Below are 16,300 nucleotides of genomic sequence, written 5' to 3' on the forward strand. Positions count from 1 at the left end.
ACCAAGGTATCTAATTGGATTATCATCAACGAGTGCCCACACAGATTGATAGGTCTATATTGTTAAAGAGCTTGCTTTGCGATAATTTCCTCTCAAAGCGGAGGTGAATTCTATCTATATAACTGAAAGTGTCAAACACTTTTTTCAACTATTTTTACCGAAGTTTCTTCACCTCTTCGACACTGCTGAAGCCTTATTGAGCCTGCCGTGTCGATGGATGCGCATTATAGAGAGATGTATTTCTTTGGCAATACTAAAAATGCATTTTTTCTAAAAAACCACGTCAAACGAACATTTTGTGAACACACTGAAGATTCCCCCAAAATAACACTCAGGATTTAAACAGATTACCCACAAAAGCCTGTGGACAACTACTCGTTGCTATCGAAGAAATAATAAATTCGCGATCTCGAGTCTACCAAACTTATTAGTCAATGCAGGTGGCTAAATTGTGAGATTGACTGCTAATGTATATCTCCTACACCCTTGATACACACTAACCAACAAGCCGCATTAAGATAGGCTCTACAGGCAATCAATAAAAACGATATTCGCCCATCTCAGCAAATCTAAACAGTACCTAGCTTACTCAACAATTTTCCATCACGGATAAACTTAGGCATATCGAGCAATTCTTCATCGTCAGCCAATGACTTTGGAATCACCGACTCTAGCTCCTCATATTCAACGCCAAAAAAACGCGAGGCTGTCATAAGACCATTGATAAATTGTTTTTTGCCGACTCTTTCACCAACCAGTGAACTTGGAATGTTATGGTACTCTTCAAGTTACCCTCCAAGCTAACACATAAGAAAACCCATACCACCGTAAATTCACCATGGTAGGACCATGGTTCTGGTAGCTCAGCGCTCTTGGCAATACTGGCTTGCGAGTTTGTAGTAACCTGAGTTTGTTGGATTTACGGGAATTCCCTTGCGCACAGAATCGACATGCGATGAACCATAGATGCACCATGGGCAAAATTTCAGGGTTGATAAAGGGAGTCTATCGGGAGAGATTTTCGTTGATAACAGGCAAGGAAAACTGAGGAAAGCTATTGATTATGCTAGAAACAACAAAGCCCCGACTTTCGTCGAGGCTTTGTTGTTTAAATATGGTACCGGTAGGCGGACTTGAACCGCCACGCCCGAAGGCAACGGATTTTGAATCCGTCGTGTATACCAATTTCACCATACCGGCATCTTGAGGCTATTGCCCTTTGATGGTTGGCATTATACGGAAGCTTTTGACCCACGCAAGTAGAAAAATCTGAAATAACTATCGTTTGCTGATAATTTCGCCACAAAGTGTGACCAAGCAGCGCTCATCAGTAAAATTTTCCCTTTGGGTCAACGGGTAGCAGAGGCTTAAGTTTCACCAAATTAAAAAATACGCTTATAAACTGATGATTTCCCTCCCCCTCTTCGGTGAATAGAAGTCAGAAGATGAATGGATGATTTAACCAAAATGAGAAACTCTGTGCGTCAGCTCTCTTTTCACATGCTAATGGAATCTATATTCTGACGCACAATTTTCAAGGTAAGTGATGGAACTATGACTACTTCTACAACTCTTCCACCTGCGGGATTTTTTCGTCGTTGCGGCGCTTTGGTTTACGACACGCTGATTATCTTAGCGATTGAAATGATGGCGGCTGGTGTTGTAATGGCGATTGTTTTTGCCCTCAATGCGGCCGGGCTACTCAACTATGGGGAATATGTCGATGCTGCAGATATGCTAGGCAAACATCCAATATTAAGCCCTCTATTTACGCTCTACTTGGCGGCGGTATGGATTTACTTCTTTGTTTTCTTCTGGACGCGTGCAGGTCAAACACTAGGCATGCGTGCTTGGAAAATGCAAATCCGTAACAGCAAAGATGGCGTACCAATTACCGTGACTCAAGCGTTGATTCGCCTAGCAACATCAGGCTTCGGTTTGGCTAACTTAACAGTACCAATTGATCCTCAAAAACGGGGTTTCCACGATATTTGGGCAAAAACTGAAGTGGTGGTATTGCCAAAGGCAAAATAGCGACGCAGTAAAACAGAATAAAAAAAGGAAGGCTCAGTGCCTTCCTTTTTTATGTTTATCGTGTTTTGAAAACCTATAGTTTTCTTCTTAGCAGTGATACCGCAATGGCTAAGAATACTAAACTCGGAGCCAACGCACCGAAAACTGGCGGTATTCCATATACTAAGGTGAGAGGGCCGAAGAACTCACTGGAGATATAGAAGGTAAAACCAGCAACTACGCCCGATAATACTCTTGCTCCCATGGTCACACTCCGCAGTGGGCCAAACACGAACGACAGCGCCATCAGCATCATGACGGCAATGGACAGTGGCTGAGTTAACTTACGCCAAAACGCCAATTCGTAGCGAGAAGCATCTTGTTCTGACGCTTTTAAATAGGTCACGTAATCATACAAACCACTTAAAGAAAGCTCTTCTGGCTTCACTGTCACGACGGCCAGCTTATCTGGAGCCAGCGATGTATGCCATTCCATCTGCTCTAGGTCTTGTTTGGTAATGATGCTCTCATTTTCCATATCGGTAACTTGCACATAACGCATCAACCAGTTGTTGTCTTGTTGGTAGTCCACTTCTTCTGCGAAGATCACCTTATCTAGGTTCTTATCTTCATCGAAGCGCCACATGTTCAAACCGTAGAGTTTGTCATCTTCCACTTTTCCAATGAAGATGAAGTCATTAGCATCACGCGCCCACACCCCGGCTCTGACTGAAGCGATGCTACCACCAGATAACGCAAATGCCCGTAAGTCTCGCGCCATTTTTTGAGCTTCTGGTGCGCCCCACTGGCCTAACGCCATCACGATTAACATGAGAGGAACCGCAGTTTTCAATACCGAAAGGCCTATGTCCAGCTTAGAGAAACCCGCGGCTTGCATCACAACGAGTTCTGAACTGGATGCCAACATGCCCAAGCCGATCAAGGCACCCAGCAGTGCCGCCATTGGGAAAAACATTTCCACATCACGAGGAATACTCAGCAACACAAAGTAAAGCGCATGCATCAAATCGTAAGCACCTCGCCCCACTTTACGTAACTGTTCTACGTATTTAATGATGCCAGACAAACCGACAAAAGTTGCCAGCACCAAGGCCGTGGTCGAGATGATGGTTCTACCAATGTAAAGGTCTAATATTTTAAACACTGCTTACGCACGCCTCTTCTTGCGGAGTTTTTCTTTCATACGTCGGACAGGGACACTGTCCATCATATTTGCCATTATGGCGACCAGCAACAACGTGACGTTAATCGGCCACATACCAACGGCTGCAGGGATTGCACCATCTTCAAGTGCTGACTTAGTCGCACTGATTGCCAGGAAATACGCCAAGTAAATCAAAATGGCAGGCCCCATCTTGGCAAATCTTCCCTGACGCGGGTTAACCGCAGAAAGTGGAATAACCAGCATGGTCAACAACGGAATACACACAAATAACGAGACTCGCCATTGTAACTCCGCTTGTGCTTCAGGGGCAGGATGGCCAATCAGCTCAGCCGTAGGGTACGCTTCCCAATCACGACCTTTTGGCTTCACTTCACGCTGACCAATCAAACCTTCATACTGTTCAAACTTAGTGACCATATATTCCACACGCGTTGGTACACCTTCATATCGCGTACCTTCTTGCATGGTGATGATTTGGCGGCCGTCAGAAAGCTCTTTTACTTCACCAGAAGAAGAGAACATCACGCTTGGTAAAATAGAATCTCGCGGACGCATCTGTGCGACAAACACATGACGCAAAGTGTTGTCTTTGATGTCATCAATGAACACCACGGAAGAGCCATCTGGCGTACCTTGGAATTGGCCTTTTTTAAGCAAGTCAACGCTGTTTTCTGCGGCGACTTGCTCATAAAGCTGCTCCACTCGGTCCTGAGACCAAGGCGATAACCACAGTGCGTTGAATGCCGCCACGCCAGAAGTGATGAGCGCCAAGTACAACGCCGCCTGAACCAAGAACTTATTCCCGATACCAGTGGCATTCATCACCACGATCTCACTTTCGGCATACAAACGCCCAAACGTGATCAATATGCCGATATACAAACTCAATGGCAGCATCAATAGCCCCATTGCAGGCATATTCAAGCCAACAATAGAGAAAATCAATCCAGCAGGGATATCTCCGTCAGAAGCATCTGCGAGGACACTGATAAACTTCTGGCTCACAAACACCAAAAAAAGCACAAAGAAAATCGCAAATTGGCTCTTGAGTGTTTCGCGGATCAAATATCTAACAATAATCACGCTGAAATTACCTATACAAAACTTGTTTTTTTGGTCGAATCACTATAGTTTCCCGTTGAACCATTTATTTTTTAAAAATTATAAACTAGATGTTAGCGCTTAAATCAGCTCTGAGGGTAAGACCCGAGCTTAAATTCAACAAGTAAGCGATCATTATCTAACATTTATAGCAATTTGTCTTCAGGATGTAGGAGTACGCATGGAGTTCAGTGTAAAAAGTGGCAGTCCAGAGAAACAACGTAGCGCATGTATCGTTGTTGGTGTGTTTGAACCACGTCGCCTTTCTCCAGTAGCCGAGCAACTTGATAAAATCAGTGATGGCTACATCAGTTCACTACTTCGCCGTGGTGATCTAGAGGGAAAACCTGGTCAGATGCTGCTACTGCATCAAGTACCGGGAGTGTTGTCAGAGCGCGTTCTACTTGTAGGTTGTGGTAAAGAACGTGAACTAGGCGAGCGCCAGTACAAGGAAATCATTCAAAAGACGATCAGCACACTTAACGAAACTGGCTCAATGGAAGCCGTATGTTTCCTAACAGAGCTGCACGTTAAAGGCCGCGATACTTACTGGAAAGTTCGCCAAGCTGTTGAAGCAACAAAAGATGGCCTTTACACATTTAACCAATTCAAGAGCGTTAAGCCAGAAACTCGACGCCCACTGCGTAAGCTTGTATTTAACGTACCAACGCGTCGTGAATTAAACCTAGGTGAAAAAGCGATCACTCATGGCCTAGCGATTGCGTCTGGTGTAAAAGCGTCTAAAGATCTTGGCAACATGCCGCCAAATGTGGCTAACCCAGCCTACCTAGCCTCTCAAGCTCGTCGCCTAGCTGACGATTACGAAACCGTCACCACCAAGATCATTGGTGAGCAAGAGATGGAAAAACTAGGCATGACCTCTTACCTTGCGGTAGGTCGTGGCTCGAAAAACGAATCGATGATGTCTATCATCGAATACAAAGGCAACCCAGATTCAGATGCAAAACCGATCGTACTGATTGGTAAAGGCCTGACGTTCGATTCAGGTGGTATCTCGCTAAAACCTGGCGAAGGCATGGATGAGATGAAGTACGACATGTGTGGTGCTGCATCGGTATTCGGCACTATGAAAGCACTAGCGAAACTGAATCTACCAATCAACGTGGTTGGTGTACTTGCAGGCTGTGAAAACATGCCTGGCAGCAACGCATACCGTCCCGGTGACATCCTAACAACCATGTCAGGCCAAACGGTAGAAGTACTCAATACCGACGCGGAAGGCCGTTTAGTTCTGTGTGATGCGCTGACGTACGTAGAGCGTTTTGAACCGGATTGCGTCGTTGACGTGGCAACGCTAACGGGGGCTTGTGTTATTGCACTAGGTCACCACATCAGCGGCGTTATTTCCAATCACAACCCACTGTCTCATGAGCTGATCAACGCTTCTGAGCAAGCGAGTGACCGTGCATGGCGTCTACCAATGGCTGACGAGTACCACGAGCAGTTGAAGAGTCCATTTGCTGATATGGCAAACATCGGTGGCCGTCCTGCTGGCACAATTACTGCGGGCTGTTTCTTGTCTAAATTCACCAAGAAATACAACTGGGCACACATCGATATCGCAGGTACGGCTTGGAAATCAGGCGCAGCGAAAGGCTCAACAGGCCGTCCTGTCTCAATGCTTGTCCAATTCCTTTTGAACCGCAGCGGCCAAGAGACAGAAGAGTAATTTCTGAACACAATCTAAAAGGGCCGAAAGGCCCTTTTTTATTATCCCAATATTCTTGAGAAAGAATGAGGGTTAAGATGGTCTTAGGATGAGACTTTAAGCAAACGAGAGAATGATGCACAACGCCACTTTCTACATCATTAAAGAAGAGAGCCCACAAGCAACCGTTACGGGGTTTGAACAATACATCGTGTTTTTGACTCAGCACTTTGCTCGTCAAGGCGCTAAAGTATATTTGAACTGCCAAGATAAACTGCAAGCGGAGCAGCTTGCTGAAGCTTTCTGGCAAGTTGATGCTGATAAGTACATGGCACATAATCTCGTAGGTGAAGGGCCTAAATACACGACGAATATTGAAATCGGCTACGAGGGCGTTAAGCCGTCTTGGAATCGTCAGTTGGTAATTAATTTGGCGGAAAATGAGACAACCTTTGCGAACAAGTTTGCAGAGGTGGTAGACTTCGTCCCTTGCGAAGAAAAAGCTAAACAGCTCGCAAGAGGAAGGTATAAAATTTACCGTCAAGCAGGATACCAACTGCAAACAATCGAAATTGATTATCCTTAACGGTCAATCCTTATAGTTAAGGTGATCTTACTAAGATCCCTCACTTATAAAGATTGACTTAGATTCAACCATCAACGTATCCATTAAAAGAGCGCTATGGAAAAGACATACAACCCAACTTCAATCGAACAAGCTCTGTATCAGACTTGGGAAGAGAAAGGCTACTTCAAGCCACACGGTGACACGACTAAAGAAGCTTACAGCATCATGATCCCGCCACCGAACGTCACTGGTAGCCTACACATGGGCCACGCGTTCCAAGATACGATCATGGATACACTTATCCGTTGTGAACGTATGAAGGGCAAAAATACCCTTTGGCAAGTAGGTACTGACCACGCAGGTATCGCAACTCAGATGGTTGTTGAGCGTAAGATCGCAGCTGAAGAAGGCAAAACAAAACACGATTACGGTCGTGAAGCTTTCATCGACAAAATCTGGGAATGGAAAGGCGAATCTGGCGGCACTATCACTAAGCAGCTTCGTCGTCTTGGCGCATCTGTAGACTGGGATCGTGAGCGTTTCACGATGGACGATGGTCTGTCTAACGCGGTTCAAGAAGTGTTCGTACGCCTATACGAAGACGACCTAATCTACCGCGGTAAGCGCCTAGTTAACTGGGATCCAAAGCTACACACAGCTATCTCGGATCTAGAAGTAGAGAACAAAGACACGAAAGGCCACATGTGGCACTTCCGCTACCCGCTAGCAGACGGCATTAAAACAGCAGATGGCAAAGACTACATCGTTGTTGCGACTACTCGTCCAGAAACCATGCTAGGCGATACTGGTGTTGCAGTTAACCCAGAAGATCCACGCTACAAAGATCTTATCGGTAAAGACATCATTCTTCCTATCGTTGGTCGTCGCATCCCAATCGTGGGCGATGAGCACGCAGATATGGAAAAAGGTACTGGCTGTGTGAAAATCACACCTGCGCACGACTTCAATGACTATGAAGTTGGTAAGCGCCACCAGCTACCAATGATCAACATTCTGACTTTCGACGCGAACATCCGTGCTGCATCTGAAGTATTCAACACTAACGGCGAAGCAAGCGACGCATACAGCACAGAACTACCTGCTAAGTACCACGGTATGGAGCGCTTTGCCGCTCGTAAAGCTATCGTTGCTGAATTCGACGAGCTAGGTCTACTTGAAGAAGTGAAAGATCACGATCTACAAGTTCCTTACGGCGACCGTGGTGGCGTGGTTATCGAACCAATGCTAACTGACCAATGGTACGTACGTACTGCGCCTCTAGCGAAAACAGCGGTTGAAGCAGTAGAAAATGGCGACATCCAATTTGTGCCTAAGCAATACGAAAACATGTACTTCTCTTGGATGCGTGACGTTCAAGACTGGTGTATCTCTCGTCAGCTATGGTGGGGTCACCGCATCCCAGCTTGGTACGACAACCAAGGTAATGTTTACGTAGGTCGTGACGAAGAAGAAGTTCGCAAGAACAACAACCTAGAGTCAGTAATAGAACTGCACCAAGACGAAGACGTTTTGGATACATGGTTCTCTTCTGCACTATGGACGTTCGGCACTCAAGGTTGGCCAGAGCAAACGGACGATCTGAAAGTATTCCACCCTTCAGACGTACTCGTTACGGGTTTCGACATCATCTTCTTCTGGGTTGCTCGCATGATCATGATGACCATGCACTTCGTGAAAGACGAAAACGGCAAACCACAAGTACCATTTAAGACGGTTTACGTTACTGGTCTAATCCGTGACGAAAACGGCGACAAGATGTCTAAGTCGAAAGGTAACGTACTTGACCCAATCGACATGATCGATGGTATCGACCTAGAGTCTCTAGTAGAGAAGCGTTGTGGCAACATGATGCAGCCTCAACTTGCCGCGAAGATCGAGAAGAACACACGTAAGACGTTTGAAAACGGTATCGAAGCATACGGTACTGACGCGCTACGTTTCACGCTTGCAGCAATGGCATCAACCGGTCGCGATATCAACTGGGATATGAAGCGTCTAGAAGGTTACCGTAACTTCTGTAACAAACTATGGAACGCGAGCCGTTACGTAATGATGAACACAGAAGAGCAAGATTGTGGCTTCAACGGTGGTGAGATCGAATACTCACTAGCAGACAAGTGGATCGAGTCTCAGTTTGAACTCGCAGCGAAAGCGTTCAACAACCATATCGACAACTTCCGTCTAGATATGGCGTCGAACACGCTTTACGAATTCATCTGGAACCAATTCTGTGACTGGTACCTAGAGCTAACCAAACCCGTTCTATGGAAAGGTACTGAAGCGCAACAGCGTGGTACTCGCCGTACACTAATCACAGTTCTTGAGAAGACTCTACGTCTAGCTCACCCAGTGATTCCTTACATCACTGAAACTATCTGGCAAAGCATCAAGCCACTAGTTGAAGGTGTAGAAGGCGAGACAATCATGCTTCAAGCACTGCCTCAATTCGACGAAGCAAACTTCAACCAAGAAGCACTAGACGATATCGAATGGGTGAAAGCGTTCATCACTAGCATCCGTAACCTACGTGCTGAATACGACATCAACCCAGGTAAGCCGCTTGAGGTTATGTTGAAAGCTGCAAATGCGGAAGATGCAGCACGCCTAGAAGCAAACAAACAAGTACTGATGTCTCTTGCGAAACTAGAATCTGTACGCGTGCTTGCTGCTGACGAAGAAACGCCTGCGTGCGCAACAGCATTGGTTGCTAAGTCTGAGCTGATGATCCCAATGGCGGGTCTGATCGACAAAGACGCAGAACTTGCTCGCCTAGATGGCGAAATCAAAAAGACTCACGGTGAAATCAAGCGTATCGAAGGCAAACTAGGTAACGAAGGCTTCGTAGCGAAAGCACCTGAGGCAGTTGTTGCTAAAGAGCGTGAGAAGCTTGAAGGCTACAAAGAGACTTTAGCTAAGTTAGAAGAACAGAAGACAACGATCGCTGCACTTTAATCGCTAAAAGTTAGAATAAAAGAATCAAAGGGTTGGTGTGAAAACATCAACCCTTTTTGCCATTTTATGACTTGGACAGTTTTCAGAAATATCCGCTCTTCTCTTCTACTTCTCCACACATTTAATAGCTTTTACCTATCAAAATAATCTTAACTGCCCACTGGCTTTAGTGATAATGATTCTCAATAATAGATCTATCGAAACAACACAACGATTGAGTAATTATCATGAAAAAGACACTAACCTTTGCCGCACTCCATTTTACTATCGCGTTTAGTGTCGCTTACGTGCTTACTGGCGACATTCTGATTGGTAGTTTAATTGCCATGATTGAGCCGTCCGTGAACACCGTCGCTTTCTACTTTCATGAAAAGGCATGGGCAAAAGTCCCTGCGCTTAAAGCTCGTCAATGGATGACCAAATTAAAAACCGCAAGCTTTGCCACTATCCACTTTAGCGTTGCCTTTACAGTGGTTTACTTACTAACAGGTGACGCGTTTGTCGGTGGTGTAATGGCAATGCTAGAACCTAGTTTGAACACCGTCGCCTACTACTTCCACGAGAAAGTATGGATACGTAAATCGGAAAGCCACGCCAAAGCTCCGCAGTTTTGCTTGCACCAACATGCTTAATCGAAATATATTGGGTCACTAACTCGAGACCCTTTTTATAGGCAAAACATGGAACAAATTGCTGACTTCGTCCTTCGCCCAATCACAGCGCAAGATAATCCCGGCATTGCTCAAGTCATTCGCAAAGTCTCGGCAGAATATGGCTTAACCACAGACAAAGGTTATGGCGTAGCAGATCCGACCCTTGATGACATGTACTCGGTTTACAGCCAACAAGGCGCTGCTTACTGGTTGGTAGAGCACCAAGGCGAGATTGTGGGTGGTGGTGGCTTTGCACCTTTAGCTGGTGAACCAAATGTGTGTGAGCTGCAAAAGATGTACTTCTTACCTCAAACGCGAGGGCACGGTTTAGCCAAACGCATCGTCGCATTGAGCTTACAACTTGCGAAACAACTCGGTTATCAACAGTGCTATTTAGAAACAACAGAATGTCTAAGAGAGGCAGTGGGCTTGTATGAAAAGCTTGGCTTTGAACATTTAGATGCCCCGCTTGGACAAACAGGGCATGATGCATGTGAAGTGGTGATGCTTAAGTCGCTGTAACTTACGCATCAAGCATTTACAAATTCAGACACCTACAGAGCTAAACCGTTACAAAACAAGGTGAGTAACGCAGAGCTCTTGGCTGAGTGCAACCGAAAAGGCTTGGCGCTGCCCATCTAGCTCCACCGACAATTGGTAGAGATCATTTGGATCGGGAGCGTTAAGATCGGCATATTTTGGCGCGTCGATCTGGAAAAGTGCAGTGGTGTGATCGGCGCGAACATCAATTGGAATGCAGTAAGTCATGCCATTAAACTTCACCGACGCAGATACCAGTCCTGGCGCAAACGTCTGATAGTACAAATCGACTTTGAACTCACAGCCCCCACCATAGTGCCAAATCTGCTCTGTTGCCACGCGATCTAAACGCACATTACGAATAAACTGCAGATACGGTTCTTGCCATACCCCCAAGCGCTCATCACTCTTTTTGTATTCGTGATCCGCAAGTGAACACAACTCTGGCTTATCCTCACCCAGTAGAAGATCGTCATCTTCCTCAAGGAACAGGATCTCAAAGCGGTTACGTCCCATCTGCATGAACGGACGAATGTCTTTTTTGTACAAGCTTTGTGAGCCGTCACAATCAAATAATGCAACTCCGTTCAAACGCACTTCAGCATGGTAATCCACACCACCCAACACCATTTCTACCGCTGGGAATGCCATCATGGATTCATCCACTTCAATGTCATGCATCAGATGCCACTCTTGCTGACGAATCGCTTCTTCTGTCAGTTCAGCGGGTAATACCCGACTCAAAGGTGCAGGAAAAGTGATGTCATCCTGTGGGATAGAAAGGTCCGTCAGTGGAGAGACTTGCCATAAACCGGCGAGTGAGAGTTGCATAGTCACCTTGAGCTAGATCAATTTTCACTCATTATATACTCAAGTGACACAGGGTTATAGACTATTAGCTAACTCAATGAGAGTTATTTATCATCATCGGCGTGGTTCATTTTCAAGGCACAAAAAAGCCAGCGATAAATGCTGGCTTCCTAGTATGAATGAGTTAATTACTCTTCGTCTTCATCATCTTCGTCAGGGTAAAGCGCATCTTCGCCTTCATAGTAAGTACCCCAACCGTCGTAAATGATGTCGTATTTCTCTGCAAGATGAACCAGTTTCTCAACCTGTGCATCAATCGCTTCTGCGTTCAGCGCAGATTCCATTGTTGCATCACAGCAAAGCAGTTTGTTGCCATCTTCATCTTCTGTTTCTTCAGCTTCAAGTACTTCAAAGCCCATCTTGAACGCTTCAACTACGGCTTTCTCTAGCGTGTCAAAGTCTTCGGCAAATAGGTGGTGCTCGATTTCGTATAATGAATCTGGATCGCTGCCATCTTCTAGCAATGCTGCAATGATATCGCGAGTCTCTTCCTTTTGAATCTCAATTAATTCTTCTACTGATAGATATTCATCTTCGTGAGACATGTTTTGGCTCCAGATTAGTTACTTGATGGAAACACTTTACTCAAAACTGAGTATGTTGATGCGGTGAAATATGGCACGGATTGCGATGAAAAGCCACAAACAAACACCAAACAGCCTCGATTCTTAGTGATTATTACTACGTGAAAATCGAAACTCTGCAGGCAGAAACATAAAATCAACAAAAATAGACAATCTGTAATATTCAGAAGATCCTATTCCGGTTGTTTACGGCTGGTTTCCAAGAGCATTGCGTGTTTATGACCTTGGAGTGAATACAGTAACGACACACTGATTGTCACCGAACGAATAAAGACAGCGTCTAACCTGCATATTTTAGAATTATTATGCGCGCTTTATGCTCTAACGATGTATTCACTTCCTCTAAAAGCGAAGAGAATAAAAACGCACTCCTCAAGCTTATTGGAAAAAAGAATTATATATAGAAAAAAAGAACAACCGACCTCCTGAGAAAAATATAAATCTTAAAATCAATAAAATTCGATATATAGACCATTAGTGTAAGCTTGCATCTTTGCAGCAAGCTTGTCATAACTAACGGCTGGAAAATTTGTAAGGATGCAAAATGAGTAAGCTGTACGTTGGATCAGAAGTTGGTCAACTTAGACGAGTACTACTACATCGCCCAGAGCGTGCCCTAACCCACCTCACACCATCAAACTGTCACGATCTACTGTTTGATGATGTATTAGCAGTGGAAGCGGCAGGAGAAGAACACGACGCCTTTGCTCGCACGCTTCGAGATCAAGGTGTCGAAGTGTTACTGCTGCACGATTTGCTGGTCGAAACTCTTGCCGTTCCGGAGGCAAAACAGTGGCTATTAAATACTCAGATTTCGGACTTCCGCTATGGTCCAACTTTCGCTCGAGATTTGCGTCAATACTTTATCGAGATGGACAACGAGCATCTTGCCACTATCCTACTTGGCGGTTTGGCCTACTCAGAGTTGCCAATTCAGTCATCATCGATGCTACCAAAAATGCAACAGCCACTCGACTTCGTTATTGAGCCCCTGCCAAACCATCTGTTTACTCGAGATACCTCCTGCTGGGTTTATGGCGGTGTCTCCCTTAACCCAATGATGATGCCTGCACGTCAACGTGAAACGAATCATCTGCGAGCCATCTACCACTGGCATCCGGCGTTTGCAGGGCAAGATTTCATTAAGTACTTTGGTAACGAAGACCTTCACTACGACAATGCAAACATCGAAGGTGGTGATGTTCTGGTGATAGGTAAAGGAGCGGTACTCATTGGTATATCTGAGCGCACCACGCCACAGGGGGTAGAAAACCTAGCAGCAAGCCTGTTTAAATCCGGTCAGGCGAAAGAAGTCATTGCTATCGACTTACCAAAACACCGCTCATGCATGCACCTAGATACCGTCATGACGCATATGGACGTTGATACCTTCTCGGTTTACCCTGAGATCATGCGTAAAGAGCTCGACACTTGGCGCTTAACGCCAAAGAGCAATGGTGAAATGCATGTGGAAGCATCGCACAACTACCTACATGCGATTGAATCTGCACTTGGTTTGGGCCAACTAAAAATCATCACGACCGGTGGCGACAGCTACGAAGCCGAGCGTGAACAGTGGAATGATGCCAATAACGTCCTCACGGTGAAACCGGGGGTGGTGATTGGTTACGAGCGTAACGTCTATACCAATGAGAAATATGACAAAGCAGGAATCGAAGTCCTAACGATTCCAGGTAATGAGCTTGGTCGAGGTCGTGGTGGCGCACGTTGTATGAGCTGCCCAATAGAACGCGACGATATTTGAGAAACCTCTCTCAGCAAACGAGATAAATAATGACTAAGGTTGATGTGAATACATCAACCTTTTTTTACTCACGCGAAAAATAATTATTCACAATAAAAGCATTTATATGTTTTAATGCTTTTATCCTTCATCAACCAAACGACCTAAAGGACGAGCTATGGCTTTCAATCTACGTAATCGCAACTTTTTGAAGCTATTGGACTTCTCTACAAAAGAAATCCAGTTTTTGCTCGAACTGTCTGCTGAGCTGAAAAAAGCGAAATATGCAGGAACAGAGCAGAAGAAACTTCAAGGCAAAAACATCGCGTTAATCTTTGAGAAATCTTCTACTCGTACCCGATGTGCGTTTGAAGTCGCGGCCTTTGACCAAGGCGCACAAGTTTCTTACATCGGTCCTTCTGGCTCACAAATCGGCCATAAAGAGTCAATCAAAGACACTGCTCGCGTACTTGGTCGAATGTATGACGGCATCGAATATCGCGGCTTTGGTCAATCCATCGTGGAAGAACTGGGGACTTACGCTGGCGTGCCAGTATGGAATGGCTTGACCGACGAATTCCACCCAACACAAATCCTTGCCGACTTCCTTACCATGCAAGAGCATGGACGCGGTAAACAGCTGCATGAGATTACGTTCGCCTACCTTGGTGATGCACGCAACAACATGGGCAACTCTCTCATGGTTGGCGCGGCGAAAATGGGCATGGACATTCGTCTTGTCGCACCACAATCTTTCTGGCCAGAAGAAGAGTTAGTGGCGAGTTGCCAAGAGATTGCACAGCAAACAGGCGCGAAAATCACCTTGACTGAAAACGTCGAAGAGGGCGTAAAAGGTTGTGATTTCCTTTACACCGATGTGTGGGTTTCCATGGGCGAATCAGCACAAGCTTGGGATGAGCGTGTTGCACTGATGACACCTTACCAAGTCAACATGAATGTGATTAAAAAAACGGGTAATCCGCACGTGAAGTTCATGCACTGTCTACCTGCTTTCCACAATGACGAAACCACCTTGGGTAAAGAAGTGGCAGAAAAATACGGTATGAAAGGCCTTGAGGTAACGGAAGAGGTATTTGAGTCAGAATACTCTATCGTGTTTGACGAAGCCGAGAACCGCATTCATACCATCAAAGCGGTAATGGTGGCGACACTCGGAAGTTAGCGACTTTTAGTCACCAAAAGCATAGCGTAATCGCTTGCGCTCAAGGAAGTTAAGCGTATAATGCTCGGCAATTTGTCTGAGGATTACGAAATGACCACGCTGATTGCTGACGTAAAAATGCGATTTGCTCTAGCTAAGCGACTACGCTTACGTGCTGTTATTTTCGTTAATTCTATTGATTTTTAAAACCTCCCCATTTGGGGAGGTTTTTTTATGTCCAAAATTCCGTCACGGTTAATTTTGGGGATAGTCACCACTGTTATAGGGAAGAAGATCATGGCGAACTCGCTTTACCAGAAGCACATCATCTCTATTCCAGAGCTTTCACGTGAAGAGCTGGAACTGATTGTCGAAACTGCAGGTCAGTTAAAAAAAGAACCTCGTCCAGAACTGATTAACAACAAGGTTGTCGCAAGCTGTTTCTTTGAGCCATCCACACGCACTCGTCTCTCTTTCGAGACGGCCATTCAGCGTATCGGCGGCGATGTTATTGGCTTTGATAATGGTGGCAACACCTCTCTGGCAAAAAAAGGCGAAACTCTGTCTGACTCTGTGCAGGTTATCTCTTCTTACGTGGATGCATTCGTGATGCGCCATCCACAAGAGGGCGCTGCTCGTCTAGCGTCTGAGTTCTCAAACGGCGTACCTGTCATCAACGCCGGTGACGGTGCAAACCAGCACCCAACACAAACGCTGCTCGACCTGTACACCATCGCAGAAACCCAAGGTCGTCTGGATAACCTTAACGTCGCATTTGTTGGTGACCTGAAATACGGTCGTACCGTGCACTCATTGACGCAAGCCCTTGCGAAGTTCAATAACATTCGCTTCTTCTTTGTCGCGCCAGAAGCGCTAGCAATGCCTGATTACCTATGTGAAGAGCTCGACGAAGCTGGGATCCAATACAGCCTGCATACTGATATGGAGAGCGTAATTCCTGAGCTCGATATTCTGTACATGACTCGCGTACAGAAAGAACGTTTTGACGAATCAGAATACGCCCATATCAAGTCAGCTTACATCCTAACGGCATCACTGCTTAAAAGTGCACGTGAGAACCTAAAAGTACTACACCCACTGCCACGCGTAGATGAAATCACGACTGACGTAGACAGAACACCACACGCATACTACTTCCAACAAGCAGAGAACGGCGTGTACGCGCGCCAAGCGTTGTTGGCATTGGTTCTTAACGAAACACTGTAATCGAGGGAGA

The 16,300-nt window shown here is 45.6% G+C and carries 13 protein-coding genes, 1 tRNA gene and 1 pseudogene; 10 read left to right on the forward strand and 5 right to left on the reverse strand.

Annotated elements, in window-relative coordinates; all coding sequences use genetic code 11:
* Window positions 1–1,115: 1,115 nt before the first annotated feature.
* Window positions 1,116–1,200: transfer RNA gene (locus ACVA54_RS14500), tRNA-Leu, on the reverse strand.
* 354 nt (window positions 1,201–1,554) lie between these two features.
* Here ACVA54_RS14500 and ACVA54_RS14505 point away from each other — a divergent pair.
* On the forward strand, window positions 1,555–2,034 hold the full coding sequence (locus tag ACVA54_RS14505; protein WP_099080171.1) for an RDD family protein: 480 nt from the start codon (window positions 1,555–1,557) through the stop codon (window positions 2,032–2,034).
* A gap of 73 nt (window positions 2,035–2,107) precedes the next feature.
* On the opposite strand, the gene lptG is transcribed toward ACVA54_RS14505, so the two are convergent.
* Window positions 2,108–3,178, reverse strand: coding sequence for an LPS export ABC transporter permease LptG (gene lptG, locus ACVA54_RS14510; protein WP_099080170.1), 1,071 nt, complete (start codon window positions 3,176–3,178; stop codon window positions 2,108–2,110).
* Between the two features lie 3 nt (window positions 3,179–3,181).
* A complete protein-coding gene (gene lptF, locus ACVA54_RS14515) occupies window positions 3,182–4,282 on the reverse strand; it encodes an LPS export ABC transporter permease LptF (protein ID WP_119464554.1) in 1,101 nt (366 codons plus the stop codon).
* Window positions 4,283–4,481: 199 nt separating this feature from the next.
* Here lptF and pepA point away from each other — a divergent pair, with 199 nt between their 5' ends.
* The 5 genes and pseudogenes from pepA to ACVA54_RS14540 all read left to right on the forward strand — a co-directional run.
* On the forward strand, window positions 4,482–5,990 hold the full coding sequence (gene pepA, locus ACVA54_RS14520; RefSeq protein WP_099080168.1) for a leucyl aminopeptidase: 1,509 nt from the start codon (window positions 4,482–4,484) through the stop codon (window positions 5,988–5,990).
* 115 nt (window positions 5,991–6,105) lie between these two features.
* Window positions 6,106–6,555, forward strand: coding sequence for a DNA polymerase III subunit chi (locus ACVA54_RS14525; RefSeq protein ID WP_099080167.1), 450 nt, complete (start codon window positions 6,106–6,108; stop codon window positions 6,553–6,555).
* 96 nt (window positions 6,556–6,651) lie between these two features.
* Window positions 6,652–9,510 carry a valine--tRNA ligase gene (locus ACVA54_RS14530; protein ID WP_099080166.1) on the forward strand — a complete coding sequence of 953 codons (2,859 nt, stop codon included), beginning with the start codon at window positions 6,652–6,654 and terminating at the stop codon, window positions 9,508–9,510.
* A gap of 227 nt (window positions 9,511–9,737) precedes the next feature.
* A complete protein-coding gene (locus ACVA54_RS14535) occupies window positions 9,738–10,142 on the forward strand; it encodes a DUF2061 domain-containing protein (RefSeq protein WP_099080165.1) in 405 nt (134 codons plus the stop codon).
* A gap of 54 nt (window positions 10,143–10,196) precedes the next feature.
* Window positions 10,197–10,685: pseudogene (locus ACVA54_RS14540) on the forward strand (GNAT family N-acetyltransferase); the annotation flags it as partial.
* Between the two features lie 48 nt (window positions 10,686–10,733).
* Here ACVA54_RS14540 and ACVA54_RS14545 read toward each other — a convergent pair.
* Together ACVA54_RS14545 and rraB are read right to left on the reverse strand one after the other, a co-directional pair.
* On the reverse strand, window positions 10,734–11,534 hold the full coding sequence (locus ACVA54_RS14545; protein ID WP_446619430.1) for a glycosyl hydrolase 2 galactose-binding domain-containing protein: 801 nt from the start codon (window positions 11,532–11,534) through the stop codon (window positions 10,734–10,736).
* A gap of 167 nt (window positions 11,535–11,701) precedes the next feature.
* Window positions 11,702–12,118 (reverse strand): ribonuclease E inhibitor RraB, encoded by a 417-nt coding sequence (rraB, locus tag ACVA54_RS14550; protein ID WP_099080162.1) that lies wholly within the window; start codon window positions 12,116–12,118, stop codon window positions 11,702–11,704.
* Between the two features lie 583 nt (window positions 12,119–12,701).
* Here rraB and arcA point away from each other — a divergent pair.
* From arcA to pyrB, 4 genes are all read left to right on the forward strand, one after another.
* Window positions 12,702–13,922 carry an arginine deiminase gene (gene arcA, locus ACVA54_RS14555; protein WP_446649709.1) on the forward strand — a complete coding sequence of 407 codons (1,221 nt, stop codon included), beginning with the start codon at window positions 12,702–12,704 and terminating at the stop codon, window positions 13,920–13,922.
* Window positions 13,923–14,079: 157 nt separating this feature from the next.
* A complete protein-coding gene (argF, locus tag ACVA54_RS14560) occupies window positions 14,080–15,084 on the forward strand; it encodes an ornithine carbamoyltransferase (protein WP_099080160.1) in 1,005 nt (334 codons plus the stop codon).
* A gap of 90 nt (window positions 15,085–15,174) precedes the next feature.
* Window positions 15,175–15,270: an aspartate carbamoyltransferase gene (locus tag ACVA54_RS14565; protein ID WP_253252696.1), complete on the forward strand. Its 96-nt coding sequence runs from the start codon at window positions 15,175–15,177 to the stop codon at window positions 15,268–15,270.
* A gap of 90 nt (window positions 15,271–15,360) precedes the next feature.
* Window positions 15,361–16,290: an aspartate carbamoyltransferase gene (gene pyrB, locus ACVA54_RS14570; RefSeq protein ID WP_099080158.1), complete on the forward strand. Its 930-nt coding sequence runs from the start codon at window positions 15,361–15,363 to the stop codon at window positions 16,288–16,290.
* Window positions 16,291–16,300: the final 10 nt, after the last annotated feature.

Source organism: Vibrio sp. PNB23_22_6, from assembly GCF_052877535.1.